A 26,194-nucleotide genomic window follows, 5' to 3' on the forward strand; every position below is an offset into this window, starting at 1 on the left:
CCGCGCCACCGCCTCGTCGCGGGCGGCCGGGGCCCGCGGTCCGGCGGACTGCCGGACCGGGCGCGGGCCGTCCCGGCCGGCGGGCAGGGCGGTGCCGAGCACGTCGACGGGGCCGGCGGGGTCCGGGCCGGCGGCAGTCCGGGTGCGGCGGGCAGAGGGTGCGGGCGCCGCTCGGAGCGGCGCAGTACGCGGTCCGGGAGCGCCGTCACGAGGTCGGCGCGTGCCGGGAAGCGGTACGGGAGGCGGCCCAGCCGCGCTCCGGCCGCCGACGCGACCGCGCGCACGGAGAGTTCGGCGCCGCCCCGCGTCGACGGGCAGCGTCCCGGCCGGGTCGAGCGGGGGCGGTCCGGCTCCGGGGTGCGGCGCGCAGGCGCGGGGCCGCCGGGGCCGGGCGGGGCCGATACCGCGCCGGGGGCGGGGCGGGAGCCCGTGCCGGCCGGGAACGGCGCGCCCCTCCCCCGGCGTGTCCGCCCGGAGACGCCCTCCGGCCCCGGCGCCCCTTGATCCGGAAACCCTTGCGCCCCGGTGTTCCTCGCTCCCGGGGCGCCCTGGCCCGGGCTGTTTCCCCGCCCTTCCGGTCCGGATTCGGGCAGTGTGACGCCGTGACGCGGCGTCAATATCCACTTTGCGCCAAGCCCTGGCCAAAAATGCACACCCGTGTATAGCCTCTGTCACACATCACTGACATGTCAGTGATGTTCCAAGGTTCGCGCGGCAGTGCATGGCGTGGACTCGCGCTGCTCTTCGTACTCCGAAGCCATCCTCCACAGAGGTCGCACATGAAGAAGTCACCGAGAATCAGCGGCGGCGTGGCCATCGCCACTGCCCTCGTCGCGCTCACCGCCTGCTCCGGCGGGACCGGGTCGGGCGGTGAGAACCGGGCGAAGCCGTTCGGGGACTGCGAGGTCACCGAGAATCCCCCGGTCCACGAGATGAAGACGAGGAAGGACGGCGAGCTGACCGTCGCCGCCTCGCTGCCCTTCCCCGCGGGATACCGGGGCAACACGCTGGATTCCATCGACGGCGGCTACATGTACTGCCTCGACGCGGAGATCGCCAACCGGGCGGGCCTGAAGAAGATCACCCTGGTCAACGCCTCCTTCGAGGCGCTGGTGACGGCCAAGACGTCGAACTTCGACTTCGCGGTGTGGGACATCCTGGTCACCCCGGAGCGCCGCAGGGCCGTCGACTTCGCCAGCCCGTACAACACCTACGAGACCGGCGTCCTCACCAAGACCGGTTCCGGGATCTCCCGGTCCGGCATCAAGAACGCGACCGTCGGTGTGCTGGCGGGGTCGCTCCAGCTGAAGTTCGCCGAGGACACCCTGAAGCCCGGGAAGGTGCGGGTGTTCAACTCCAACGACGACCTCTTCAACTCCGTGCTCTCCGGCCAGATCGACGCCGCCCTGAACGACACCGCGACGGTGATGCCGCGTGCCGCCAAGTCGGACGGGAAGCTGGAGGTCGTCGGCAGGTACCCGGTCGGCGGCGACGTCGCGCCGCTGTTCCCGAAGGGGTCGCCGAACGTGGCGGCGGTGAACGCGATCCTCGCCGACATGGAGAAGGACGGCACCCTCAAGGCGATCATGGACAAGTGGCTCAACCCGATCCTCGGCGGCGACCCGAACGCGCTCCCCGACTGGAGTGCCTGAGCATGAGCGCGGCAACCCTCGACAAGGGCCCCGCCGACGGGTCCGCGCCCGGCGCGGAGGGCTCCGCCCCGGCCCGTCCGCTGCGGACCTCGGGATACCTCGGCGCGGCCGCGGTCCTCGCCCTGCTGACCGTCGTCCTGTGCTACCAGTTCGCCGGGACCCTGCTGACCGGACCGGTCCCCAGGCTCCTGGCCGGGGCCGTCCTGCCGGTGCTCGTCCTGGGCGGGCCGCTGCTGCTGGCCCACCAGCGCAACCGGCTCTCGGAGGAGGAGTGGGAGGCCGGGCGCCACACCGAGTCGCGGGTCGCGGCCGCCCGGTCCAGGAACGCCTCGGTGTCCTCCCTGGGCCTGACGGGCTTCGTCGCCGTCGTGGCGGTCGCCGGGCTGCTCGTCTTCACCAACGACGGCGCGGTCCAGAAGACCTTCTTCAACATGTCGTTCATGACCCGGAGCCTGGGGGACGTCTTCGGGGCCCTCCTCATCAACATCCAGATCGCCGTCGGCGCCCAGCTCCTCGCCATGACCTTCGGCCTGCTCCTCGCCGTGGCGCGGCTCCTGCCCGGGAAGGGCTTCTGGCCGGTCCGGGTGCTGGCCATCGCGTACATCGACGTGTTCCGCGGCATCCCGTCCGTGGTGCTGATCTACCTGGTCTGCTTCGGACTGCCGCTGACCGAGGTGCCGGTGCTCAGCGAGGGCGACCCGGTCGTCTACGCCGTCATCGCCCTGGCGCTCACCTACAGCGCGTACAACGCCGAGCTGTACCGCGCCGGCATCGAGTCCATCAACCCGGGGCAGACCTCCGCGGCGCTCTCCATGGGCCTCTCGCAGCCGGACGTGCTCAGGTTCGTCCTCCTGCCGCAGATGTCGCGGAACATCGCCGCGCCCATGCTGAGCCAGTTCATCGGGCTGCAGAAGGACACGGCGCTGGTCATCGTCGTCGGCATCATCGACGCCTTCAGCCAGGCGAAGATCTACTCCGCCAACGACTTCAACCTGTCCGCGGTGACCGCCGTGTGCTTCGTCTTCGTCCTCGTGACCATCCCGCAGACCCGCTTCGTCGACTACCTGCTGGCGCGCTCCGGCACAAAGCTGAAGAGAGTCTGACATGACGACAACCGCACATGTGGCCCTGGAAGAGGTCACGAAGCAGTACGGCGCCACCACGGTCCTCGACCGCGTCGACCTCTCGGTGGAGCGGAACGAGGTCGTCACCCTCATCGGCGCGTCCGGGTCCGGGAAGTCGACGCTCCTGCGCTGCGTCAACGGACTCGAACCGATCCAGGGCGGAAGGATCTCGCTCAACGGGGACGTCGTCTCCGGCGACGGGGTCGACCTGGTCCGGCTGCGCCGCCGGGTCGGCATCGTGTTCCAGAGCTTCAACCTCTTCCCGCACATGACCGTCCTGCGCAACTGCACCCTCACGCCCGTCCGCGCCAAGGTCGCCACGAAGGCCCGGGCCGAGGCCGACGCGCGCGTCATGCTCGAACGCGTGGGCCTCGGGGACAAGGCGGACGCCTATCCCGAACAGCTCTCGGGCGGACAGCAGCAGCGGGTGGCGATCGCGCGGGCGATGCTGATGCGCCCGGAGGTGCTGCTGCTGGACGAGATCACCTCGGCCCTGGACCCGGAGCTGGTGATCGAGGTGCTCAACCTCGTCCGCGAACTGGCGGACGACGGCATCACGATGATGATGACCACCCACGAACTGCCCTTCGCCCGGGAGATCTCGTCCAAGCTCTGCTTCCTGCACAAGGGGAACATCCTGGAGCAGGGCCCGCCCGAGCAGATCTTCAACGAGCCGCGCAGCCCCGAACTGAAGAACTTCCTGCGCCGCATCCACGAGGCGGGACGGAACTGAGGGACCGCCCGCCGGCCCCGCCCGCCGCGCCGCACCCCGCGGCCACCGGCACCCTTCGCACGAGAACCCTATGGACAACGGGAGTTGACGATGCCTCAGCCCTACGACGTGAAGAACTTCTTCAAGTACCTCGGCTACCCCGGCGGCGACCAGCCGTACTGGTCGAAGGACCTGCGGACCCTCTCCGTCTACTGCCGGGGGGACGCCGCGAACCTCGCCGCCCTGCTGGAGCCCACGCCGTTCGAGCCGGCCGACGACCGGTTCGTCGTGCAGATAGCGGACTTCGGCAACGCCACCCCGGGCGCCTTCTACGACTCCGGGATCGTCATCCCGGTCCGCTACAAGGGCACCACGGCGGTGACCTACTTCTTCGAGTTCGAGGACCAGCCCTGGAGCGTGGCCTTCGGCCGCGAGGTGTGGGGCTACCCCAAGCAGTACGCCGAGATCGAGCTGACCGACGACGAGGACGGCGCCCGCGGCACGGTCACCCGCGCCGGGTCCCAGATCTTCCGCATCGCCATGACGGCCCGGGAGGGCCACTCCGCCGACGCCTGGTCGGACATGCGCCTGTACCCGCACCTCCAGGTCCACGCGCTTCCCGAGGCGAACGGGCCCGGGTTCAAGACCTTCGAGATCATCTCCCGCGACACCTCCAAGGACTTCGTCCTCCGGCACAAGTCGTTCGGCCCGGCCGAGGTCGACCTCTCCCCGGCCCTCTCCGTCAACGGCGTCGAGCTGGAACTGGTGGAGGTCCTCGGCGGCGAGTACTCCGTCGGCGACTACGCCTGCACCGTCGAGAACGGCATCTCCACCGTCATCGACGACCTGCTCGCGGACCCGGCGGCGCGGGACACCCGGGGCACGGCCACCCCGTAGCCTGCTCCCAGTCAACCGCCCACGGCGCCAACGGCCCTGCCGTTGGCTCCCCCACAGAGAGGTCGTCCGGTGTGTTCCGTGAAGGTCGTCGGCGATTCAGCGGCCGAGGGTGAGGCGTCCCCGCCGAGCCTGCTCAGCACCTCGGCCTACAACGCCCTGTGCTCACGCCTGGTGCGCTGCGAGATCATGCCCGGGGAACGGCTCAGCGAGCCGGAGCTGCGCAGCGGTCTCGGCCTGGGGGCCTCCCCCGTCCGCGAGGCGGTCAGACGGCTCGCCTTCGAGCGGCTGGTGGTGGTGTACCCCCGCAGCGGCACCTACGCCACCGACATCGCCCTGAAGAACTCCCGCTCCGTGACCGAGCTGAGGCTCGAACTCGAGTCGCTCGCCGCGGTCCTGGCCTGCCGCCGCGGATCGGACGCGGAGAAGGAGCGCCTGCTGGCACTCGCCGAACGGCAGGCGGAGACCGCCAACCTCCAGGAGTGCATCGACCTGGACGCCGCGTTCCACCGCGCGATGTACGCGATGACCCGCAACGTGCACCTCGCGGCCACCGCCGAGATCCACTTCAACCTCGCGCTGCGGCAGTGGTACTTCTGCTCGAAGGTCGTCACCTCCCCCGGCGGCACCGCCGTCGACCACCGCCCCCTGGCCGAGGCCATCGTCCGGCAGGACACCGGGGCCGCCGCCGAGCACATCCGCGCACACGTCCTGCACGACTCCCAGAACGTCGTGCGGATCCTCACCGACTACGGACTGTAGGCACCGCCGCCCCGCGCGGCCCCACCCGAGGAGTACCGCTCCATGCCGGCCGATCACGCCACCGCCCCGCCCTCCGCCCCGCCCGGCCTCTTCTCCCTGGCCGGCCGGACCGCCCTGGTCACCGGCGCCGGCGGCGGCCTGGGCCGCGCCCAGTGCGAGGCCCTGGGCACGGCGGGCGCCCGGATCATCGTCTCCGACCTCGACCCGGCCGCCGCCGAGGAGACCCGCGCGTACCTCGCCCGGCGGTCGGTCGACTGCGCGGCCCTGGAACTCGACGCCACGAGCACGAGCGCCGTCGAGGCCGCCTTCGACGCCCTGGAGGCGGCCGGGGACCTCCCGGACGTCCTGGTGAACAACGCGGGCGTCTCCCTGCGCAACAGCGCGCTGGAGGCCACCCCCGAGGAGTTCGACACCACCCTCGCCGTCAACCTGCGGGGCACCTACTTCACCGCGCAGCGCGCGGCACGCGCCATGCGGGAACGCGGGGGCGGCCGGATCATCAACCTCGCCTCCATCGGCGGCCTCGTGGTCGACGGCGAACGCTCCTCGGTCTACGACGCGTCCAAGGCCGCCGTCGTCCAGGTCACCAAGAACATGGCCTACGAATGGGGCCGTTACGGCATCAGGGTCAACGCCATCGCCCCCGGTTACATGCGCACCGCCATGACCACGGACCTCCTGCCCGACCGGGCCGAGGAGGACCGGCTCGTCGCCACCCACATCCCGCTCGGGCGCGTCGGCGAACCCGGCGACCTCGCGGGCGCGGTGCTCTTCCTGGCCTCGGACGCCTCCGCGTACGTGACCGGCCACACGCTCACGGTCGACGGCGGCTGGGTGGTGTCGCTGTAACGGCACGCGGCGCGGCCGCTCCCCCCGCCGCCGGGACACCCGGCCGGCGGGGGGAGGCACGCGGGCCGCGCCGCCGGGAGGCCCGGGGCGCGGGCACGCCTCAGCCCAGGCGGCGCGTCCTGCGGACCGCCACGGCGGCCGCCGATCCGGCCGCGACCAGCAGGGCCCCGGTGGCGGCCAGCAGCCAGTTGCCGGAGCCGGCTCCGGTGCTCGCGAGCGACCCGTCGGAACCGGACTGGTCCGGGCCGGGACCGCCGGGACCGCCGGGACCCTCGGAACCGCCCGGCCCGCCGGGACCCTCGGAGCCGCCGGGGCCCTCGGAACCGCCGGGGGCGGACGGCAGGCCCGGGGAGGCCGTGGGCTGCGGGCTCGTCGGGGTCTCCGACGGCGTGGGGGAACCGCTCGGGCCGGGACCCTGCGACGGGTCCGGGGAGCCGCTCGGACCGGCGCTCTCCGACGGCGTCGGGGAATCGCTGGGGTCGGGTCCGTCCGACGGGGTCGGCGAACCGGTCGGATCCGGTGTGGAGTCCTCGTCGCAGCCGGGCAGGTCGCCCTCGAAGGGGTAGGCGTGCAGCTCCTGGCCGCCCGACTGGCCCTCCGACGTGTGGGTCAGTGAACCGGCCGTGTAGAAGCGGCCGTTGGTGCCGCTCATCGAGAGCGTCGTCATGCTCGACGGGTCGCCGACCAGCACGCTGCCCTGGAACTGGGCGGCCCCCCTCAGCCGGATCTCGGTGGCGTCCGGGAAGTTCCACATCAGGTGCTCGCGCAGCCCCGTCTGGGGCAGGGCGTCCATCAGGGTGCTGATGGCGCGGCTCGCGCCGTAGATGTTGACGAGGACGGTCGCGCCCTGCGGGATGTTCTCGAACCTGATGTCCTGCGCGCCGCCCTGGGCGTTCGCCAGGTCGGCGTCCAGGGAGAAGACCTGGAGGGCGGAGGTGCCGTCGCCCGTGAAGACCCTCTCGTGGCCCGCGTCCTCCACCGTCCCGGTGGCCGGGCGACGGTGGTCCTTGCCGTCGTCGTAGGCGTAGCACTGGCTGGCCAGGGTGAGCCGGCCGCGCAGGGCGGTGTACGGCGCCACCGCGTCGGCGTCCTTGACCGGGTCCGGGGAGACCGTGCCGCTCAGGTCCCGCCCGTACTTCACCACGCCGTGGCTGGTGCCCTCCTCGGCGAGCAGCCGTTCGCCCTCGGCCACGGTCAGGTCCCGGCCCACGGTGAGGTAGTCGGAGCCGTCGGGCGGCGGCACCCGGGAGCCGACGCCCGCGACGCCGACGTTGTAGATCTGCGAGACGCCCGCGCGCTTGTCCATGTCGAAGTCACCGAGGACGACGGCCTTGCCCTCGGCCTCGGCGGCGGCCTCCCGTACCAGGAAGTCCCCGCCGACGAAGATGTTGATGTTCCCGTCGTGGTGGGTGACGGGACCGTTGTTCAGGCCCGGCCAGTCGGTGGGGCAGTCGCTCCCCAGGCAGGGGCCGAGCCCTCCGGGCAGCGGAGCGGCCGCGGCCGCGGGCGCCAGCGCGCCGGTCATCGCCACCGCCGCGGTCACGGCCACCGCGACGCGCACGGTTCTTCCGGCGCCGCGTCTCAGCTTATATGTCCTCATACGGCTCAATATGCAGCACATCTCACAGAGAGTCACCTCGCCGGGGTGACAGTGATGCGAAACACCCTGAAACGCCCGAGTCATGCCCGACTCCGCGTATTCGCTTTGACGTGCACATTCTTGACGGCCCGTCGGGCGCCGCAGGGGTGCGCGGGAGGGCCACCGGCCGGGGCGGGGCCCTCGACAAAGTGATGACTCCGCCCGGCGGGTTCCTCCGTTCCGTGGTGGACCCCGCCCGCCCCGGCGGGAGGCCCCCGCCGGGGCGGGTGGCCGTCCGGGGCCGGTCCTGCGGCCTGAGGCCCCCGTCCGCGCGGGCGGTGCGTCAGGCGGCGGCCGGCCTGTCCAGGGAGTAGACGGTGACCGGGCCGCCGAAGAGGGTGTCCTCGCGCAGGGGGGTGAAGCCGAGCCGTTCCGCCACCCGGACCGAGGCGGTGTTCCCGGGGCGGACCATGGAGGTGAAGCGGTCCGTGTCCAGGGTCGCGAATCCCCAGTCCAGACAGGCGCGGGCCGCTTCGGTCGCGTAACCGTGGCCCCATGCCCCGGGCTTCAGCGTCCAGCCGAGTTCCACCTCGTCGAACTCGGGCCAGTGGTTCAGCCCGGTCCGGCCGATGAACTCTCCGCCGGCCCTCAGCTCCACGGCGCACAGCCCGTGGCCCCGCCGCGCCCACTGCCGCTCGACGGCGGCCAGCCGTTCCAGCGCGCGTTCGCGCGAGTAGGCGCCGACGAACCGGCTCACCCGCTCATCGGCGTGGAGCGCGACGAAGGCGTCGACGTCGTCGGTCCGGAGGGGCCGCAGTGAGAGCCGTTCGGTCTCGATCACCCCGTCAGCCTATCCGCGCGGCACCCCGCGTGTACGGGGACGGCCGGGTCGCCACGCGGTTCGCCGACGGGCGGGGCCGGGCCGGCCACGGGAGCGGGAGCGGGGGCGGGGGCGGGGGCGGGGGTCCGCCGCGGGCAGGGCGCCCCCGCCGCGGTGGCCGTCCGCCCCGTGCCCGCGCGGCCGGGGCGGGGCGGTGTCCGCCGGGCGGTGCCTATGCCTCCGGGGCGCAGCGCACGGCGAAGCCGCTGACCCGGACGCGGGCGTCGTGCTCGGCGAACCGCACCTCGATGGTGCTGGGGCGGCCCATGTCCTCCCCCTGGAGGAGGAGCAGTTCGTCCGACGGCCCGGCCTGTCCGAGGTCGCGGAGGTAGGCGCCGAAGGCGGCGGCCGCGGCGCCCGTCGCGGGGTCCTCGACGACACCGCCGACGGGGAAGGGGTTGCGTACGTGGAAGGTGAGGGTGTCCGGCTCGCGCCAGACCAGCTGCACCGTGGCCAGGTCCAGGGAGCGGCTGAGGGCGCCCAGCCGGTCGAAGTCGTAGTCGAGGTCGGCGAGCCGGGCGCGGGTGTCGGCCGCGAGGACCAGGTGGCGGGCGCCGGCGTAGGCGATGCTGGGCGGCAGCGCCGGGTCCAGTTCCGCGGACCGCCAGCCGAGCGCGGCGAGGGCTTCGTCCAGGTCCGCGTCGGTCACCGGGTGGACGCTCGGTTCGACGCTGGTCAGCGTCGCTCGCGCGGTGCCGCCCGCGTCCACGGTGGTGGTGACGGGGACGGTTCCGGACCTGGTGGCGAAGGTCAGCTCGCCGGGGCCCACCAGCTCGGTCAGCGCCGCGGCGGTGGCCACGGTCGCGTGGCCGCAGAAGGGGACCTCGGTCAGCGGGCTGAAGTAGCGCACCTCGTAGGTCCGGCCGGTGCCGCCGGTCAGGAAGGCGGTCTCCGAGTGGCCGACCTCGGCGGCGATCCGGAGCATGTCGTCGTCGTCGAGGCCGGCGGCGTCGAGTACGACACCGGCGGGGTTGCCCCCGGCGGGATCGGTGCTGAAGGCGGTGTAGCGCAGGACCTGCGCACCGGACGCTGGGGACATGTCGGCCTTCCCTTGTTCACAGACGTGAACATGAAACCACAGCCGTGCGGCCGGTCCGGTTCCGTGGCCCCGAGGTGGCGGGGCGGCAGAAGTGCGGGTGCCCGGCCGGTGGGCCCGCCAGGGCCCATCGCAGAGGACCGGCCCTTCCCTCCGGGGCGGTGCGCCCGGGGCCGCCCGGCCCCGGGGGCGGGCGGTGGGGCCGGTCACAGGAGGAGCCGGCGGATCACCGTCTCGTACTGGGCGAGGGAGAACTCGACCGGGGGCAGGGCGGTGTAGTCGGGTGCCGGGCCGGGTCTCGGCGCGCTGTCGGATTCGCGGGCGAAGTCGCTCCAGACGACCGTCGCCGGGTCGGTGGAGTCGTCCACCTCCACGCGGACGGCGAAGCTCTCGCAGCCGAGGTCGCCGCAGTGGGAGCACACGTAGAGCGGCACCCGGCCCGATGTCAGGACACGGGGCCCGGGCGCGTGCGCCGCGGTCCCGCGCGGCCCGTGCCGGTACGGCGCCGGGTCGGCAGGGGGGCGTCCGAGGAGTCCGCGCAGGTCCTCGGCGAGCCAGGTGACGAGGACGCCGTTGCGCCGCGGGGTCGGGCCCGGGCAGGCGAACCAGGACATCCACCGGGCCAGGGGGGCGCCGTCGAGGTACCAGTCGTCCAGACTCGGATCGGCCCCGGAGCGGCCCACGGACAGCGTGTACGGCATGGGACCCGATGGTAGGGCCTTTCCCCGGGGCCGTGCCGCGGGGTGCGGGCCCGCCCTCCCGGTCCGGCCGGACGGGGGCGGGGCCGCGGGCCGGCGCCCGGGGCTGCCGGGGGGAGCGCGCCGGCGGGGAGCGGCGCGGTGTGACCATGCCGGTATGACACCACCTGGCCGGATCATCTTCCTGAACGGTACGTCGAGTTCGGGGAAGTCGAGCATCGCGCGGGAGCTCCTGGAGGTCCTGGACGACGGGGTCTGCTTCGATCCGGCGGTGGACGGGTTCAACGCCATGCGCAGCAGGAGGGAGCTGGGGGCGGAGGAGCTGGACGCGGCGCTGCGGCGGACCCGGACGGGTTTCCACCGGTCGGTCGCGGCCATGGCCGGGGTGGGCAACGGCATCGTGGTCGACCATGTGCCGAGTGAGCCGTGGCGGCTGCTGGACTGCCTGGCGGTGCTGCCGCCCGAGGACGTGCTGTTCGTCGGCGTCCACTGCCCGCTGGACGGGCTCGTCCGCCGCGAGGCGGCCCGGGGCGACCGTCCCGCGGGGCTCGCGGCCCGGCAGTACGGCGTGGTCCACGCCCACGGGGAGTACGACGTGGAGTGCGACACCGGTGCGGCGGGCCCCCGGCGTGCGCGCTGCGAATCAAGGAGGCCCTCGCGTGCCCTCCCCGCCCCTCCGCCTTCACCCGTCCGCGACGGGTGCACCTCCTCGCCGGCGCGTGAGCGCCGGGCGGGCCCCGGGGGGGCGCCCGGCGGGGTGCCCGTCCGTGGTGCCGTCGGGGTGCCCTTCCCCCCGTCCGTGGTGCCGGGCCCGGGTCCGTCCGGCCGCCGCGGCCGCGCGTCCGCGCGTCCGCGGGGGCCGTCAGAACAGCCGGCGGACGGCCTCGACCGCGCGGGCCAGGTGGGGTTCGGTGCGGTCGGCGCGGTGGGCGACGGCCAGGTCGATCGTCGCCGCCGGGCGGACCAGGGGCCGGTAGACGACGCCGTCGAGGGCGAGCGCGGTCACCGGTTCGGGCACGACCGCAGCGCCGAGCCCTCCCGCGACGAGGGTGATGAGGGTCGAGGTCTCCCCGACCTCGTGGCGGATGCGGGGGTCGACGCCGGCCTCGCGCAGGAGGCCGAGGACGACACCGTGCATGACCGAGTGGCGGTCGGCCGCGTGGACGATCAGGTCGGTGCCGGCGAGGTCGGCGGCGCGCACCCGGGCGCGTGCCGCGAGGGGGTGCTCGGCGGGGAGCGCCACCACGAGGCGGTCGCGGCGCAGGGTGTGGACGGTGAGGGAGGGGTCGGCGGCGACCGGGCGCAGCAGGGCGACGTCGATGGTGCCGCCGCGCAGCGCCTCGACCTGGTCCGGGGCGAGCATCTCGCCGCGGAAGGAGAAGTCGATGCCGGGCAGTTCGGTGGCGAGGTGGCGCGAGAGGGCGGGCAGGAGGCTGTAGGTGGCGGAGCCCACGCAGGCGAGGGTGAGGTGGCCGACCGCGCCGGCGGCGACCCGGCGGGCGTGGTGGGCGGCCTCGTCGACGTCGGCGAGGATGGCCCGGGCGCGGCCGAGGTAGGCGCGGCCGGCGTCGGTGAGGTCGACGCGGCGGGTGGTGCGCCGGAGAAGGAGGACGCCGAGTTCGTCCTCGAGTTGCCGGATCGCCTGTGAGAGCGGGGGCTGGGCCATGTGGAGGCGCTGGGCGGCGCGTCCGAAGTGGCGTTCCTCCGCGACGGCGACGAAGTAGCGCAGTCTCCGCAGATCCATAGTCCTCGCGTCTCAATCGGGGCGGATATGGATACTTCACGATACTGGCGCCCGGGGCTAGCGTCGAGTGCATGAGCAGTGCATTCCTCTACTCCGCGACACGGACGCCGTTCGGCAGGTTCAACGGGGCGCTGGCCGGTATCCGGCCCGACGACCTGGCGGCCGCCGCGATCGGCGGTGTGCTCGCGCGGACACCGTCCCTGGACCCCGGTGCGATCGACGAGGTCGTCTGGGGCAACGCCAACGGCGCCGGGGAGGAGAACCGCAACGTCGGCCGGATGGCGGCGCTGCTGGCCGGGCTGCCGGCCGGGGTGCCGGGGACGACGGTCAACCGGCTGTGCGGTTCGGGTCTGGACGCGGCGATGGCCGGTTCGCGGATGATCGAGACGGGTGACGCGGGGATCGTGCTCGCGGGCGGCGTGGAGTCGATGACGCGGGCGCCGTGGGTGCTGCCCAAGCCGTCGCGGGCCTTCCCGGCGGGTGACACGGCCGCCGTGTCGACGGTGCTGGGCTGGCGGCTGGTGAACCCGCTGATGCCGCGGGAGTGGACGGTCTCGCTGGGCGAGTGCAACGAGCAGCTCCAGGAGCGGTTCGGGATCTCCCGCGAGCGGCAGGACGAGTTCGCGGTGCGCTCCCACCGGCTGGCGCACCGGGCGTGGGAGGAGGGTTTCTACGACGCGCTGGTCACCCCGGCCGGCGGTCTGGAGCGCGACGAGGGGATCCGGGCGGACACCAGTACCGGGAAGCTCGCCGCGCTGAAGCCGTCGTTCCGGCCGGACGGCACCATCACCGCGGGCAACGCCTCGCCGCTCTCCGACGGTGCCTCCGCGGTGCTGCTGGGCGACGAGTCGGCGGCGGAGGTCCTGGGGTGCGATCCGCTCGCCCGGATCGTCGGCCGGGGCGCGATGGCGCTGGACCCCCGGGAGTTCGGCTACGCGCCGGTGGAGGCGGCCGACCGCGCGCTGGCGCGGGCGGGCATCGACTGGGGCCGGGTCGGCGCGGTCGAGCTGAACGAGGCGTTCGCGGTGCAGGCGCTGGCCTGTGTCGACGCGTGGACCGGAAGCGGTCTGCGCGATCCCGGGATCGTCAACCAGCGCGGCGGGGCCATCGCGATCGGGCATCCGCTGGGCGCTTCGGGCGGCCGTCTCCTGGGGACGCTGGCCGCCGTCCTGCGCGAGCGCCGTGAGCGGTACGGCGTGGCCGCGATCTGTATCGGTGTCGGCCAGGCGCTGGCCGTCGTCCTGGAGAACACGGAGGTGTCGAAGTGAGCCGTGCCGCGGTGGTGGAGTCCACCGACGAGGCCGTCGCCGGGATCGAGGACGGGTCGACCGTCCTGGTCGGCGGGTTCGGTCTGGCGGGGATGCCGTTCGACCTCATCGACGCCCTGATCCGGCAGGGGGCGAAGGACCTCACGATCGTCTCGAACAACGCCGGCAACGGTGATGTCGGGCTGGCGGCGCTGCTCGCGGCGGGCCGGGTCCGCAAGGTGATGTGCTCGTTCCCCCGGCAGGTCGACTCCCATGTCTTCGACGCGCTGCACCGTGAGGGGCGGATCGAGCTGGAGGTGGTGCCGCAGGGCAACCTCGCCGAGCGGATGCGGGCCGCCGGTGCCGGGATCGGCGCGTTCTACTGCCCGACGGCGGTCGGCACCCCGCTGGCCGAGGGCAAGGAGGTGCGCCGCATCGACGGGCGGGACTACCTGCTGGAGTACCCGATCAGGGGCGACTACGCGCTCATCTCCGCCCACCGGGCGGACCCGATGGGCAACCTCGTCTACCGCAGGACCGCCCGGAACTTCGGCCCGGTGATGGCGACCGCGGCCGCCACGACGATCGTCCAGGTCGGCGAGGTCGTCCCGCTCGGCGGGCTGGACCCGGAGGCGGTCGTCACCCCGTCCGTCCACGTCGACCGGATCGTCCGGGTCGACGCCCGTCACTACACCGTCCAGGGGGCACGATGAGCACCGGTACGACCCTTCCGGCCGGCCCGGCGGACCCGTCCGCGCAAAGGCCGCTGACCATGGACGAGGTGGCCGCGGCGATCGCGCGGGACATCCCGGCCGGGTCGTTCGTCAACCTCGGCATCGGCCGGCCGACCACGATCGCCGACCACCTGCCCGAGGAGCTGGGCGTCGTCCTGCACACCGAGAACGGCATGCTCGGCATGGGGCCGAAGGCCGAGGGGGACCTGGTCGACCCCGATCTCACCAACGCGGGCAAGGTCCCGGTCACCGAGCTGCCGGGGGCGGCGTACTTCCATCACGCGGACTCCTTCGCCATGATGCGCGGCGGTCACCTGGACGTCTGCGTGATGGGCGCCTACCAGGTCTCCACCGGCGGCGACCTGGCCAACTGGCACACCGGCAGGCCCGACGACATCCCCGCCGTGGGCGGTGCGATGGACCTCGCCATCGGGGCCAAGGAGGTCTACGTGATGATGACGCTCTTCACGAAGTCGGGCGCGCCCAAGCTGGTCCCGCGGTGCACCTATCCGCTCACCGGCGTCGGCTGCGTCAGCCGCGTCTACACCGAGCTGGCCACCTTCGACCTGCGGCCCGACGGGGTCCATGTGCGGGAGACCCACGGCATCACCGTCGCGGAGCTGCGCTCCCGTCTCGGCGTCGAACTGCGCTGACCGGCGCGGCACATGCGAGGGCCCGGACCACCAGGGTGGTCCGGGCCCTCGCATGTGCCCGCCCGCGGGTGCCCGGGCGGGCGGGCCGGTGGCGGGGCGGGGCCGGTGCGGCCCCGCCCCGGGCCGGTCAGCGCGCGGTGTAGCCGCCGTCGATCGGCAGGTTCACGCCCGTCACCCAGTCCGCCTCGTCGGAGGCGAGGTAGAGGACGCCGTAGGCGACGTCGAGGGGGCGGCCCAGGCGGCGCAGCGACTGGTTGCCCGTCATGTGCTCCTCGTAGGCGGGCAGGCCGCCGGGGAAGTCGGCGGCGATGCCCTCGACCAGCGGGGTCAGGACGGTGCTCGGGTGCACCGAGTTCACGCGGATGTTGTACTTGCCGTAGGTGGCCGCGTCCTGCTTGGTCTGCATCGAGACTGCGCCCTTGGCCACGTGGTAGGCGGTGAACTCGTCGTTGCCGATCATCCCGTAGATGGACGAGTAGTTGACGATGCTGCCGCCGCCCCGGGCGATCATGTGCGGGATGGCGTGCTTGGTGCAGAAGAAGACCCCCTTCACGTCGACCGCGAACAGGGCGTCCCACTCGGCCTCGGTGAGTTCGTGGGTCGGTTTGTCGACGCCGATGATGCCGGCGCAGTTGACGAGGATGTCGAGGCCGCCGAACTCCTGTGCCGCGGCGTCGACGACCTCCTTGACCGAGCTCTCCCGGGCGACGTCGAGGCTCCAGAACTCCGCGGTCCCGCCGGCGGCGCGGATGGCCGCCACGGTCTCGCGGCCCCGGGTCTCGTCCAGGTCGGTGACCGCGACGGCGGCGCCCTCGGCCGCGAACAGCTCCGCGGTCGCCCGGCCCATGCCCATCGCGGCACCGGTGATCAGAGCGGTCTTGTTCTCCAGGCGTCCCATGACGGTGTCCCCTCTCCTCGTGTCCGGTTCAGGCGCCGGCCGGCTGGTTGGCCAGGAAGGAGCGGTAGCCGTCGGCCTCGGCGTCGCGGCAGAACTGCTGGTACACCTGGCCGCCGCCCATGTAGACCTGGAACTCCTCGGGCTTGCCGGGGATGTTGTCGCCGAGGAACCAGGCCTTGGCCTTCTTGCCCTCGGAGTACATGACGGTGGCCTTCCCGGCGCGCTCCGTCTCCTCCACCCACCAGGCCTCCGACTCGGGGGTGGCCTCCAGGAAGGGGACGTCGTTCTCCCGGGCCCAGGCGACGGCCCGCTGCAGCCACTGGGCGCCGAGCTGGATCGGGACGGGCAGGTTGGAGTAGGGGGTCTGCGGGCCGAGGGACATGAAGAAGTTGGGGAACCCGTGGGCGCCGATGCCGAGGTTGGAGCGCAGTCCGTCGGCGAGCCACTTCTCGCGCAGCGTGCGTCCGCCGCGGCCCACGATGTCGATGCCGGTCAGGGTGCCGGTCATGGCGTCGAAGCCGGTGGCGAAGACCAGCACGTCGACCTCGTACTCGGTGTCGCCGACGACCACGCCGCGCTCGGAGATGCGGCTGATCGGCTGCGAGGCGACGTCGACGAGGTGCACGTTGGGCCGGTTGAACGTCGCGTAGTAGTGGTGGCCGGTGGGGACGCGCTTGCCGTTGAAGGAGTAGCCGGTCGGGGAGAGGAGGTCGGCGACGTCCTGGTCCTCGACGATCTCGTGGATCTTGCGGCGGATGAACTCCGAGGCGAGTTCGCTGGCCTCGTGGCTGGTGGCCAGGTCGTTGAAGCACTCGTTGGCGAAGTGGAACCCGCCCTCGTTCCACTTGCTCTCGAAGATCCGGTCGCGTTCCTGCGCGGAGACCTCGAGGGCGCCGCAGGGGGCCGGTTCCATCGCGACGCCGAAGGGGTGGCCGGCGGCCTTCTCGTAGATCTCGTCGTAGTGGTCGCGCAGGTGGGCCATGTCCTGCTCGGTCACCGGGTCGTTGGTGGTCTCGACGACGAAGTTCGGGGTGCGCTGGAAGACGTGGAACTCGCCGGCGTCCTTGGCGATCTCGGGGACCATCTGGATGCCGGAGGCACCCAGCCCGATGAGGCCGACCCGCTTGCCCTTCAGGTCCACGCCGCCGCGGGGCCACGCCGAGGAGTGGTACTTCTCCCCCCGGAAGGCGTCGATGCCGTCGATGGCGGGCAGGACGGCCTGGGACAGGACGCCCATGCCGGAGACGAGGTAGGTCGTGGTCAGGGCGGTGCCGTCGGCGAGGTGGACGGTCCAGAGGTTGGCGTCCTCGTCGTAGACGGCCTTCTCCACGCGGGTGGACAGGCGGATGTCCCGGCGCAGGTCGAGCCGGTCGGCGACGAACTCGAGGTACCTGCGGACCTCTTCGCCGGCCGGGTAGCGCTCGGTCCAGGTCCACTCGTCGCGGACCTCCTTGGAGAAGGAGAAGGAGTAGTAGCTGTACTCGCTGTCGGTGCGGACGCCGGGGTAGCGGTTGACCCACCAGGTGCCGCCGATGCCGTCCTGGCCGTCGACCACGAGGGTGGACAGGCCGATCTCGCGCAGGTGGTGGAGTATCGCGAGGCCGGAGAAGCCGGCGCCGATGACGATCGCGTCGTGGTCGGGCTTGCTGGTCATGTCTGTGGGTCCTTTCACCGGGTGGTGGCGGAGGGGGCGCCCGGGGCGGGGCGCGGAAGCAGTGGGGGGCGGGGCCCGGCGGTCGCGGTCAGGACCGGTACCAGGCGGCCATGGCGGCGATCTCCTCGTCGGCGCGGGCGAGGCGCCCGGCCTGGAACGGGAAGACGTGCTGCATGCCCCTGCCGACGGAGAACGTCACGTCCGTGCCGGCGCTCCTGGCCAGGGCGACCAGGCGCTTGGAGTCCTCGAAGAGGGACTCGGTGTCGGCCGCGCAGACGTAGAGCGGCGGGAAGTTCTCGTAGGTGGCGTACAGGGGGTTGACGTACGGGTCCCTCGGGTCGGTGCCGCCGGAGAGGTAGCGGTCGATGTTCCCGGCCAGGCCCTCGCGGGTGATCAGGAAGTCGGTGTCGTTGTTGGTCTCGATCGTGGCGCCGGTGTTCTCCATGTTCAGCCACGGCGACATCGTCAGGACCCGGCCGGGCAGCGGGCGGCCGTCGCGGCGCAGCGTGAGCGTCATGGCGATGGCGAGGTTGCCCCCGGCGCTGTCGCCGACGAAGCAGATGTCCTCGGCCCGGATGCCCCGGTCCAGGAGTGCCTGGTGGACGGCGAGTCCGTCCTCGATCTGGGCCGGGAAGGGGAACTCCGGCGCGAGGCGGAAGTCGACGACGAAGGCGTGGGCCCCGCAGGCCCGGGCCAGGTGCCCGGCGAGCTTGCGGTGGCTGGAGGCGGAGCCGAGCGCGAAGCCCCCGCCGTGCATGACCACCATCATCCGGGAGGGGTCCGCGCCGGCCGGGGTCACGAGGATGCCGGGGACGCCGCCGAGGGAGGTCGTGGCGTAGCCGACCTCCTCGGGTTCGGCGGTGGCCCGCTGCCAGTCCTCGAAGACCCAGCGCATGAGCTGGAGCGACATCTGCGGATGGGCCTCGAACTCCACGCTCCACTCGGCGTAGATCTCTCCGAGGGGGTCTGTGGGGCGGGGAAGGGGCATGTGGGCGCTCCTCGGTGTCAGGGGCGGTGGTCGGTGCTGCTCCGGGGCGGCGAACGCGGCCGTCCCGAGGTGGCGAGCATCTCCGCCCCCGCGCGCCCCGCATGAGCGCTGTCACAAAATGAGGCACCCCTGTCTCACGGTGGCTCGTGTCACACGGCCCCGCTCACGACAGCCTTCGACGAGGCCCCCACCGGGCCCGGTTCCCCTCACCCGGGCGATCGCGCCGCTCCGAGCGCACCGGCGACCCCGCCCCTCGGATCCGGGCCGCCCCCCGGCTCCGCGCCTCCGTGCACCCGGTCGCCCGGTTCCTCCGGGTCCTCCGGGTCACCGAGGTCCTTCACCGTTCTCAGCGAGGAGACATCCCATGTACGTCAAGAAGCGGGCCGTCACGGCGACCGCCGCCGCGGCCGCCGCGGCCCTGGCGCTCAGCGCCTGCGGCGGGCTGTCGGCCGGCTCCGGGGACTCCGGCGCTGCCGGTGACTCCGGCGGGCCGTGGCCGACCGTGAAGGTGGGCGGTGTCGGTGTGCAGTCCGACATCAAGGACGTCAGCGCGTTCTGCGGCACCAAGCCGATCAAGGTCGGCTATGCCGACGGCAACGCCAACAACACCTGGCGCAAGGCCACGATCGCGCTGTTCCAGGCCCAGGCGGCCAAGTGCCCGAACATCACCCAGGTCAAGGTGACCGACGCCCAGAACAACACGCAGAAGGCGATCTCGGACATCAACTCGATGGTCGCGCAGGGCGTCAACGTGATCGTCACCTTCGGTGACGCCGGGCAGGCCCTGCTGCCCGCCATCCGCAAGGCGAACGAGGCCGGGGTGGCGGTCGTGCCGATCGTCTCGGGCATCGGCGGCACGCCGGGCAAGGACTACGTCGACTTCGTCGCCGAGGACGTCGAGGGGTACGGCACCACGCTCGCCGACTGGGCGGCCAGGACCATGGGCGGCAAGGGGAACCTGGTGATGCTCGGCGGTGTCGCCGGCAGCGCCTACTCCCAGACCGTCTACGACGGTGTGAAGAAGGCCGTCGCCGCGCACCCGGACATCCGTCTGCTCAACCCCGACGGCTATGTCGCCACCGACTGGGACGTCAGCAAGACGCAGCAGGTCGTGGCCGGTCTCATCACGAAGCACGGAAAGATCGACGGCATCGTCTCCGACTTCGGCGGCGGTTCGGTCGGCGGCATCCGCGCGTTCATCGCCGCGGACAAGCCGCTGCCGGTGTGGGCCGCCAACGACTCCAACGAGTTCGCGGGCCTCTGGCACCGCTACCACAAGCGGTACCCGAGCTACCAGGTCGCGACCGAGTCCTCCCGCAACTGGGTCGTCCAGGCCGCCCTGAACAAGGGTCTGGCGGCCTACAACGGCATCGACAACGACGAGCCCTCGACGTACAAGCTGGAGATCATCGAGGACTCGACCAACCCGAAGCTGCTGCCCAAGCACGACAAGTCGCTGCCGGCCGACGCGATCCTCTCCTCCGGTCTGACCACCGAGCAGATCAAGGAGCTCTACAAGTGATCCGGGTCCGGCCGGGGCGGCTCCCGGGCCGTCCCGGCCGGACCGGCGCCGCCGTTCCCCCCTCCTTCCCCACCGCTTTCCCCCCTCCCCTGCCCCGTCGTCCTCCCGTACGGGAGCGGACCGCGGGCGGGGGACCGACCGAGGAGCACCCATGAACCGACTCGCCGGCAAGGTCGGCATCGTCACCGGCGCCTCGCGGGGCATCGGCCGCGCGATCGTCGAGGCCATGGCGGCCGAGGGCGCGGCCGTCGTCGCGACCAGCCGCGCCGCCGCCGACGACTCCTTCGGCGCGGGGGTCGCCTACGCGTCCCTCGACGTGGCCAGCGAGGACGACTGGCGGCGCGTGGTCGCCGGGACCGTCGACCGCCACGGGCACGTCGACTTCCTCGTCAACAACGCCGGCATCATCGCCTACGAGGGCGTCCACGAGCTGACCGGCGAGGAGTGGAACCGGGTCGTCGCGGTCAACCAGACCGGCACCTGGCTCGGGATGCGCGAGGTGATCCCGCACATGGTGGCCCGGGGCGGCGGCAGCATCGTCAACGTCTCCTCGATCTGGGGCAGCGCCGCCGTCGCCGGGGCACACGCCTACCACGCGACCAAGGGCGCGGTGCGCAACATGTCCAAGAGCGCCGCCGTCAGCTACGCCCGGGAGGGTGTGCGCGTGAACTCGGTGCACCCCGGCTTCGTGCGGACCCCGCTGACGGACGCCCAGGACCCGGAGGTGAACGAGTTCGTCATCTCCCGGACCCCGATGGGCCGTGCCGGGCGGCCCGAGGAGATCGCCGCCGGGGTCGTCTTCCTCGCCTCCGACGAGTCCAGTTTCGTGACCGGTTCCGAACTCGTCGTGGACGGCGGCTACCTCGCCCAGTAACAGGCCCGGCGACGGGCCGGGCACCGGGCCGGCCGCCCGGGCCGGTGCCTCCCCAACTCTTCCAGGAGATCCGACGTGACCAACTCCGGCAGCAACGGACCCGAGACCCGGGTCCGGCCACCGCAACGGGGCGCGGGCCCCGCTCCCGACCCGTCCCGCGGGGCGGCCGGCCCCGTCGCGCCGGTGCTCTCCCTGCGGGACATCGGGAAGTCCTTCCCCGGTGTCCGTGCGCTGGACGCGGTGAGCTTCGACGTCCGCCCCGGCGAGGTGCACGCCCTGGTCGGCGAGAACGGCGCCGGCAAGTCCACCCTGATGGCCGTGGCCTCGGGGGCCCTGGCGGCCGACGACGGCGCGGTCCTCATCGGCGGCGGCCGGCTCACCCACGCGCAGCCCGAGCAGGCCCGGAGCCTGGGCCTGGGCATCGTGCGCCAGCACCCGGCGCTCCTGCCCGACCTGACCGTGGCGGAGAACATGGCGCTCGGCGTCGGCTACCGGCGCGTGGGCGGGCTGCGCCGGGCCGCCGCCTGGACCCGCGAGACCCTCGCGCCGTGGGGGATGGACATCGACCCGCGGGCCCGTGTCGCCGACCTGTCGATGGAGAAGCGGTTCATCGTCGAGATCGCCAAGGCCCTCGCGCTGGACCCGAAGGTCCTGATCCTGGACGAGCCCACCGAGCACCTGAGCGCCGAGGAGGTGCAGCGTCTCTTCGCGAAGGTCCGCGAGACCGTCGCGGCGGGCGCCGGCGTCGTCTACATCTCCCACCGCATTCCCGAGGTCAAGCAGATCGCGGACCGGATCACCGTGCTGCGCGACGGCCGGACCCGCGGGACCTTCGACGCCGGGAGCGTCACCGAGGACCAGATCGTCGAGCGGGTCGTGGGCCGCCGGCTGGAGACGGTCTTCCCCGCCAAGGAGCCGGTGCCCGCGGGCGCGGCCGGGCGTCTCGTGGTGAGCGGGCTGTCCGGTCCCGGTTTCGACGGCGTCTCCCTGACCGTCCGCGCCGGCGAGATCGTCGGCCTGGCCGGCGTCCAGGGCAACGGGCAGACCGAACTCGTCCGCGCCCTGGCCGGGCTCGCCCCGGCCTCGGGCCGGATCACCGTCGACGGGGTGCAGGTACGCGGCGGGAACGCGGCCGCCGCGGACGCCGGCGTCGTCTACGTGCCCGCCGACCGGCACGGCGAGGGCGTCTTCCTGCCGCTGGGCGTGGGCGAGAACATCGTGGCGCGCACCCTGCGCAGGGTCTCCCGCTCCGGCCTCGTCAGCGACACGCTGGCCCGGGCCGCCGCCGAGGAGCAGATCCGCGGCCTCGCGATCAAGACCCCGACGCCCGACACGCCCATCGGCTCCCTGTCCGGGGGCAACCAGCAGAAGGCCGTCATGGCCCGCACCCTGCTGGCCGCGCCGAAGGTCCTCGTGGTCGAGGAGCCCACCCAGGGCGTGGACGCCGGAGCCCGTGTCGACCTGTACCGGATCCTGCGCGCCGCGGCCGACGACGGCGCCGCCGTCATCGTGCTCTCCTCCGACAACGTCGAGCTGGAGGGGCTGTGCCACCGGGTGCTGATCATGTCGCGCGGGAACGTCGTGGAGGAGCTGGCCGGTGCGGAGATCACCGAGGCGGCCATCACCCACGCGGCGCTGACCTCGACGACCGTGCGCGACCAGGACCGGGCCCGCCCGGCGGGGCGGGGCAGGCTGCGGGCCCTGCTGGCCGGCGACCAGGCCCCCGCGGCCGTCCTCGCCGTGTTCGTGGTGCTCCTCGGTCTGGGGACCGGGCTCCACAACGGCGACTACCTCGGCCAGTTCAACCTGGGCAACCTCATGCTGATGATCGCGCCGCTGCTGCTGGTCGGTGCCGCGCAGCAGGTCGTCGTCCTGGGCGCCGGGTTCGACCTCTCGGTCGGCCCCCTCATGGGCCTTCTGGTGGTGATCTCGTCGTACTGGATCGTGGACGGCGGGAACCTCGTCCTCGGCCTGGTCCTGATGGCCCTCGGCGCGCTCGCGGTGGGGGTCCTGAACGGGGTGATGGTCACCTGGTTCCGGATCAACCCGGTCGTCGCGACCCTCGCCGTGTACATGGCCCTGCAGGGCGTCTACCTGTCCCTGCGGGACACCCCGGGCGGCACCGTCTTCCCGCCGGTGGTGGACGCGGTGCAGGCCCGTTTCGGGGCGGTGCCGCTGGCGACCGTCCTCGCGGTGCTCCTCGTGCTGCTCCTCGAACTGGCCCTGCGCCGCACCCGGTGGGGCGTCGAGCTGCGGGCCGTCGGGTCCGAACCGGACGCCGCGGAGCGCCTCGGGGTGAGGGTCCGGCTGATCCGGTTCGCCTCGTACGTGGTCTGCTCGCTCCTGGTGCTGCCCGCGGGTGTCCTCCTCATGGCCCAGATCGGTGTCGGCGACGGCCGGCCCGGTCTCGCCTACACGCTCAACTCGGTGACCGTGGTCGTTCTCGCGGGAACCAGCATCTTCGGGGGCCGCGGCTCCTTCATCGGGGTCATCGCCGCCGCCGTGCTCGCCCAGCAGCTCGTCAGCGTCTCCCCGTTCCTCGACCTCTCCCCCGCCTGGGGCTACTGGCTCCCGGGCCTGGTCACGATCGGTGCCGCCGTGCTGTACGCGCAGCTGCGCCGTACCCGGGGGACGGGAGCGCACGCATGAGCACACGGCCCTTCGGCGCCCCGCGCCGCATTCCCAGTCACCGGGAGGACGACATGAACGACAACGGCTCCGGCGGGGGTGCGGCCTGGCGCCGCCTCCTTTCGGGCGGCTGGGCCGGGATCACGTTCGCCACGCTGCTCCTGTTCGTCCTCTCTCCCGCCGTCGCGCCCGGCAGCACCGGTTCGGCGCCGCTGCTCAGCATGCTGCCCTTCGCCGCGGTGCTCGCCATCGCGGCGGCCGGGCAGACCCTCGTCGTGCAGCAGCGCGGGCTGGACCTGTCGGTGCCGGGGATGATCGCGCTCGCCGCGGCCGTCTCCACCTGCACGGTCCAGTACCACGGCTGGCCGACATGGCTGGCGATCACCGTCGCCGTGGCCGCGCCCGCCCTCGTGGGCCTGCTCAACGGTGTGCTGGTCGCCGTCACCCGGGTGATGCCGCTGGTCGTGACCCTCGGCATGAACGCGGTGCTGCTCGGCACGGTGCTGAAGATCTCCGGCGGTTCGCCGGCCACGGCACCCGACGGGCTGAGCCGGTTCTCCGTCGACCGGACCCTCGGCGTCCCGAACACCTTCCTCATCGCGGTCGCCGTCCTCGCCGTCGGCGGTGTCGTCGCCAGGCGGTCCGCGGCCGGACGGCGGCTGACGTACATCGGGGTCAGTGTGCCCGCCGCTTCGGCCCTGGGCATCCGGGTCGTCCGCCACCAGGTCACCGCCTACGGCTTCGCGGGCCTCGCCTACGGTGTCGCCGGGGTCCTGCTGGCGGGCTACACCCGCACCCCCGGCCTGTTCATCGGGGACAGCTATGTGCTGCCGACCGTGGCGGCCGTCGTCCTGGGCGGCACCGCGCTGTCCGGCGGCATCGCGAGCATCGTGGCCAGCGGCATCGGGGCGCTGTTCCTGACCCAGCTCGGCCAGCTGCTCCGCTCGCTGGGCTGGAACGACGCCCAGCAGCTCATCGCGCAGGCGGCGGTCCTCGCCGCGGTGGTCCTGCTGCGCCAGGCCGCCCCCGTCCTGCGCCGGGCGGCCCGGCGCAGAAGGGCAGCGGTGCCCGCGGCCGGCTGAGGACGGCCCGCGGACACGCGGCGGCGCGGTCCGGGAAGGGGGTTCCCGGACCGCGCCGCCCGCACCGCGGACACGCACCACGGCCCCGCGGCCCGCACGGCGGCACCCCGCCCCGGCCGGTGCCGCCGTGCCGGTGCCGCGTGCCGTGATGCGGGCGCGGGGCCGGGAAGAGGGGGTACGGGAAGGGGATGCGGGAGGGGCCGGGATCGCCGTCAGGTGCCGGTGAGCTTGTAGGACTTCATCTTGCGGTAGATCGTCGCCCGGGACAGGCCCAGCATCGCGGCGGCGCGGGAGCGGTTCCCGTCGGCCTCCCGCAGTGCCCGGGAGATCGCCTCCAGTTCGGCCCGCTCGATCATGGTCAGCGCGCGGGCGCCCTGGATGCGTTCGGGCAGGTCGCCGGGGAGGACGTAGCCGCGCTTCCCGGCGAGGGCCAGCCCCTCGACGACGTTGTGGAGTTCCTTGAGGTTGCGGGGCCACTCGTAGCCGGTGAGCAGGTCGAGGGTCTCCGAGCGGGGTTCCAGGCCGACCCCCGGCATGGCGCGGTCCGTGAAGTAGCGCCACAGCGCGGGCAGGTCGGCGGTGCGCTCCCGCAGCGGGGGGACCCACACGTGCGACGCCCCGAGGCCCACCGCCGTCTCCTCGGCCTCGGCGGCCGTGCGCAGCGTGGCGGTCAGGATCACGGGGCCCTTGGGGACGCTCATCTCCAGCAGTCCGGCCAGGGCGATGCGGGCCGCCGGGTCGAGGGCGTCGATGCCCTTGACGATCACGGGCGCGCCGCTCTGCAGCCGCTCCGCGATGCCGCGCAGCCAGCGTTTCCCGCCCACCAGGGTCCGTTCGACCGTGTCGATGACGATGTGGGCGCCCGGTCCGGACTCGCCCGGACGGAACGGGAGTCCCAGGGCGAGGGAGGTCTTCCCGACGCCCGCCTCGCCGGCGATGACCACCGGGCGGGGCGCCTCGCGCCGCCGGGCGACGGCGTGCAGGGCCGCCATCCAGTCCGGGGAGCGTCCGATGAGCTGGGGCCGGGCGCGTCCCGGCGCGGTGGCCGCCGGGGTCCTGCCGCGCTGGAGGGAGACGATCGCCCCGGCGCCGCCCTCCACGGGGGCCAGCCGGACCTCGGTGGGGCCGCCGGAGAGTTCGACGACGAACCGGCCGTCGGACCCCCGCTGGGCCAGGTCGCCGAGCGCGGCGACATCGGCGCTGGACAGCCGGGAGGCGCCCTGGCTCTGCATGATCAGCCCCTGCGGGCCGAACCCGACCACCGCGCCGGCCCGTGCCTTCGAGGCGTCCAGGAACGCCTGGAAGACGGCCCGCGCCTTGGGCGAGGCCACGTCGAGGAGGTGCTGTTCGAGCTGGTCGGCGACCGCCCTGACCATGGGCCGCAGCAGTGAGCGGCCGTCGATGAGCCCGCTGGAGAGGGTCACCACAGCGACGATCTTCTGGGTCGCGGGGTGCCGGATCGGCGTCCCGGTGCAGACGGAGTCGCTGTACATGTCGGCGTAGTGCTCGGCGCCGGTGATCTGGACGCTCTGCCCGGTCGCCAGGACCGTGCCGACGCCGTTGGTGCCCACCAGCGACTCGTCCAGGACGGCGCCGCGGCCGGTGCCGACCCGGTCGAAGTGGCGGGAGGAGTCGCGGTCAGCGGCCCATCGGCCCAGGATGCGGCCCTGGGCGTCGGCCAGGAGCAGCCCCACGCCCGTTCCGGACAGGTCGCTGGAGAAGCGGGACATCGGCGCCTGGAACAGGTCCAGGAGATGCTGGTCGAGTTCGTCCTCCGCCACCCGCGGAACCTCGCGGACGTTGGCCGGCACGCCGAGCGCCTCCCGGGAGCGCTGCCAGGACCGCAGCAGCTCGGGTGCGACGCCGATGCGTTCGGTGCCCCCTGTCAGCCACTCGTCCTTGAGCGTGTGGATTGGCGCCATCGACATGCTCTTCTCCTTCCTGAAGCAGAGTCGGAGCATTGTGCGACATGGCGCGTATAGTG

22 protein-coding genes and 1 pseudogene are annotated in these 26,194 nt (G+C 73.1%); 14 read left to right on the forward strand and 9 right to left on the reverse strand.

Annotated features, from left to right (window positions below; all coding sequences use genetic code 11):
• The first annotated feature begins 809 nt into the window (after positions 1-809).
• From ACZ7LB_RS22015 to ACZ7LB_RS22040, 6 genes are all read left to right on the forward strand, one after another.
• Positions 810-1,652 (forward strand): ABC transporter substrate-binding protein, encoded by an 843-nt coding sequence (locus tag ACZ7LB_RS22015; RefSeq protein ID WP_471470485.1) that lies wholly within the window; start codon positions 810-812, stop codon positions 1,650-1,652.
• A 2-nt stretch (positions 1,653-1,654) separates the two neighbouring features.
• Positions 1,655-2,755: an amino acid ABC transporter permease gene (locus ACZ7LB_RS22020; RefSeq protein ID WP_471470486.1), complete on the forward strand. Its 1,101-nt coding sequence runs from the start codon at positions 1,655-1,657 to the stop codon at positions 2,753-2,755.
• A 1-nt stretch (position 2,756) separates the two neighbouring features.
• Positions 2,757-3,509, forward strand: a complete 753-nt coding sequence (locus ACZ7LB_RS22025; RefSeq protein ID WP_161226188.1) for an amino acid ABC transporter ATP-binding protein — start codon at positions 2,757-2,759, stop codon at positions 3,507-3,509.
• Positions 3,510-3,599: 90 nt separating this feature from the next.
• Positions 3,600-4,385: an acetoacetate decarboxylase family protein gene (locus ACZ7LB_RS22030; protein ID WP_471470488.1), complete on the forward strand. Its 786-nt coding sequence runs from the start codon at positions 3,600-3,602 to the stop codon at positions 4,383-4,385.
• A 69-nt stretch (positions 4,386-4,454) separates the two neighbouring features.
• Positions 4,455-5,144, forward strand: a complete 690-nt coding sequence (locus ACZ7LB_RS22035; protein WP_471470489.1) for a GntR family transcriptional regulator — start codon at positions 4,455-4,457, stop codon at positions 5,142-5,144.
• A 42-nt stretch (positions 5,145-5,186) separates the two neighbouring features.
• Complete coding sequence (locus ACZ7LB_RS22040) at positions 5,187-5,993, forward strand: SDR family NAD(P)-dependent oxidoreductase (protein ID WP_471470491.1); 807 nt, start codon at positions 5,187-5,189, stop codon at positions 5,991-5,993.
• A 100-nt stretch (positions 5,994-6,093) separates the two neighbouring features.
• On the opposite strand, the gene ACZ7LB_RS22045 is transcribed toward ACZ7LB_RS22040, so the two are convergent.
• The 4 genes from ACZ7LB_RS22045 to ACZ7LB_RS22060 form a co-directional block, all read right to left on the reverse strand.
• Positions 6,094-7,593 carry a choice-of-anchor A family protein gene (locus ACZ7LB_RS22045; protein WP_471470493.1) on the reverse strand — a complete coding sequence of 500 codons (1,500 nt, stop codon included), beginning with the start codon at positions 7,591-7,593 and terminating at the stop codon, positions 6,094-6,096.
• Between the two features lie 322 nt (positions 7,594-7,915).
• Positions 7,916-8,413, reverse strand: a complete 498-nt coding sequence (locus tag ACZ7LB_RS22050; protein ID WP_471470494.1) for a GNAT family N-acetyltransferase — start codon at positions 8,411-8,413, stop codon at positions 7,916-7,918.
• A gap of 211 nt (positions 8,414-8,624) precedes the next feature.
• Positions 8,625-9,491 carry a PhzF family phenazine biosynthesis protein gene (locus tag ACZ7LB_RS22055; RefSeq protein ID WP_471470495.1) on the reverse strand — a complete coding sequence of 289 codons (867 nt, stop codon included), beginning with the start codon at positions 9,489-9,491 and terminating at the stop codon, positions 8,625-8,627.
• Between the two features lie 203 nt (positions 9,492-9,694).
• Positions 9,695-10,189, reverse strand: a complete 495-nt coding sequence (locus ACZ7LB_RS22060) for a hypothetical protein (RefSeq protein WP_471470496.1) — start codon at positions 10,187-10,189, stop codon at positions 9,695-9,697.
• Positions 10,190-10,343: 154 nt separating this feature from the next.
• Here ACZ7LB_RS22060 and ACZ7LB_RS22065 point away from each other — a divergent pair.
• A pseudogene (locus tag ACZ7LB_RS22065) lies at positions 10,344-10,909 on the forward strand (chloramphenicol phosphotransferase CPT family protein).
• Positions 10,910-11,048: 139 nt separating this feature from the next.
• Here ACZ7LB_RS22065 and ACZ7LB_RS22070 read toward each other — a convergent pair.
• Positions 11,049-11,930 carry a LysR substrate-binding domain-containing protein gene (locus tag ACZ7LB_RS22070; RefSeq protein WP_161226183.1) on the reverse strand — a complete coding sequence of 294 codons (882 nt, stop codon included), beginning with the start codon at positions 11,928-11,930 and terminating at the stop codon, positions 11,049-11,051.
• Between the two features lie 71 nt (positions 11,931-12,001).
• On the opposite strand from ACZ7LB_RS22070, the gene ACZ7LB_RS22075 reads away from it, so the two are divergent.
• Genes ACZ7LB_RS22075 through ACZ7LB_RS22085 form a run of 3 tightly spaced genes read left to right on the forward strand, consistent with a single transcriptional unit; the run spans position 12,002 to position 14,564 of the window.
• A complete protein-coding gene (locus ACZ7LB_RS22075; protein ID WP_471470498.1) occupies positions 12,002-13,198 on the forward strand; it encodes a thiolase family protein in 1,197 nt (398 codons plus the stop codon).
• The gene (locus ACZ7LB_RS22080; RefSeq protein ID WP_471470500.1) at positions 13,195-13,890 is read left to right on the forward strand and encodes a 3-oxoacid CoA-transferase subunit A; all 696 of its coding nucleotides are present in this window, start codon (positions 13,195-13,197) and stop codon (positions 13,888-13,890) included. Before ACZ7LB_RS22075 ends, ACZ7LB_RS22080 begins: the two co-directional genes overlap by 4 nt.
• Complete coding sequence (locus tag ACZ7LB_RS22085) at positions 13,887-14,564, forward strand: 3-oxoacid CoA-transferase subunit B (protein ID WP_471470502.1); 678 nt, start codon at positions 13,887-13,889, stop codon at positions 14,562-14,564. The genes ACZ7LB_RS22080 and ACZ7LB_RS22085 overlap by 4 nt, the downstream gene beginning before the upstream one ends.
• A gap of 127 nt (positions 14,565-14,691) precedes the next feature.
• Here ACZ7LB_RS22085 and ACZ7LB_RS22090 read toward each other — a convergent pair whose 3' ends face one another.
• The 3 genes from ACZ7LB_RS22090 to ACZ7LB_RS22100 form a co-directional block, all read right to left on the reverse strand.
• On the reverse strand, positions 14,692-15,462 hold the full coding sequence (locus ACZ7LB_RS22090) for an SDR family NAD(P)-dependent oxidoreductase (protein ID WP_161226179.1): 771 nt from the start codon (positions 15,460-15,462) through the stop codon (positions 14,692-14,694).
• Between the two features lie 28 nt (positions 15,463-15,490).
• Positions 15,491-17,116 carry a flavin-containing monooxygenase gene (locus ACZ7LB_RS22095; protein ID WP_471470503.1) on the reverse strand — a complete coding sequence of 542 codons (1,626 nt, stop codon included), beginning with the start codon at positions 17,114-17,116 and terminating at the stop codon, positions 15,491-15,493.
• 88 nt (positions 17,117-17,204) lie between these two features.
• On the reverse strand, positions 17,205-18,104 hold the full coding sequence (locus tag ACZ7LB_RS22100) for an alpha/beta hydrolase (protein WP_471470504.1): 900 nt from the start codon (positions 18,102-18,104) through the stop codon (positions 17,205-17,207).
• Positions 18,105-18,468: 364 nt separating this feature from the next.
• Between ACZ7LB_RS22100 and ACZ7LB_RS22105 the strand changes: the two genes are divergently transcribed.
• From ACZ7LB_RS22105 to ACZ7LB_RS22120, 4 genes are all read left to right on the forward strand, one after another.
• Positions 18,469-19,626, forward strand: a complete 1,158-nt coding sequence (locus tag ACZ7LB_RS22105) for a substrate-binding domain-containing protein (RefSeq protein WP_471470506.1) — start codon at positions 18,469-18,471, stop codon at positions 19,624-19,626.
• A gap of 151 nt (positions 19,627-19,777) precedes the next feature.
• The gene (locus ACZ7LB_RS22110; protein ID WP_471470508.1) at positions 19,778-20,500 is read left to right on the forward strand and encodes an SDR family NAD(P)-dependent oxidoreductase; all 723 of its coding nucleotides are present in this window, start codon (positions 19,778-19,780) and stop codon (positions 20,498-20,500) included.
• A 75-nt stretch (positions 20,501-20,575) separates the two neighbouring features.
• Positions 20,576-23,149 (forward strand): ATP-binding cassette domain-containing protein, encoded by a 2,574-nt coding sequence (locus tag ACZ7LB_RS22115; protein WP_471470509.1) that lies wholly within the window; start codon positions 20,576-20,578, stop codon positions 23,147-23,149.
• Positions 23,146-24,210, forward strand: coding sequence for an ABC transporter permease (locus tag ACZ7LB_RS22120; RefSeq protein WP_471470510.1), 1,065 nt, complete (start codon positions 23,146-23,148; stop codon positions 24,208-24,210). The genes ACZ7LB_RS22115 and ACZ7LB_RS22120 overlap by 4 nt, the downstream gene beginning before the upstream one ends.
• 212 nt (positions 24,211-24,422) lie before the next feature.
• Here the strand turns inward: ACZ7LB_RS22120 and ACZ7LB_RS22125 are convergent, their stop codons facing one another.
• On the reverse strand, positions 24,423-26,138 hold the full coding sequence (locus ACZ7LB_RS22125) for a sigma-54-dependent Fis family transcriptional regulator (RefSeq protein WP_471470512.1): 1,716 nt from the start codon (positions 26,136-26,138) through the stop codon (positions 24,423-24,425).
• Between the last annotated feature and the right edge of the window lie 56 nt (positions 26,139-26,194).

The organism is Streptomyces sp. NPDC107521, assembly GCF_055598485.1.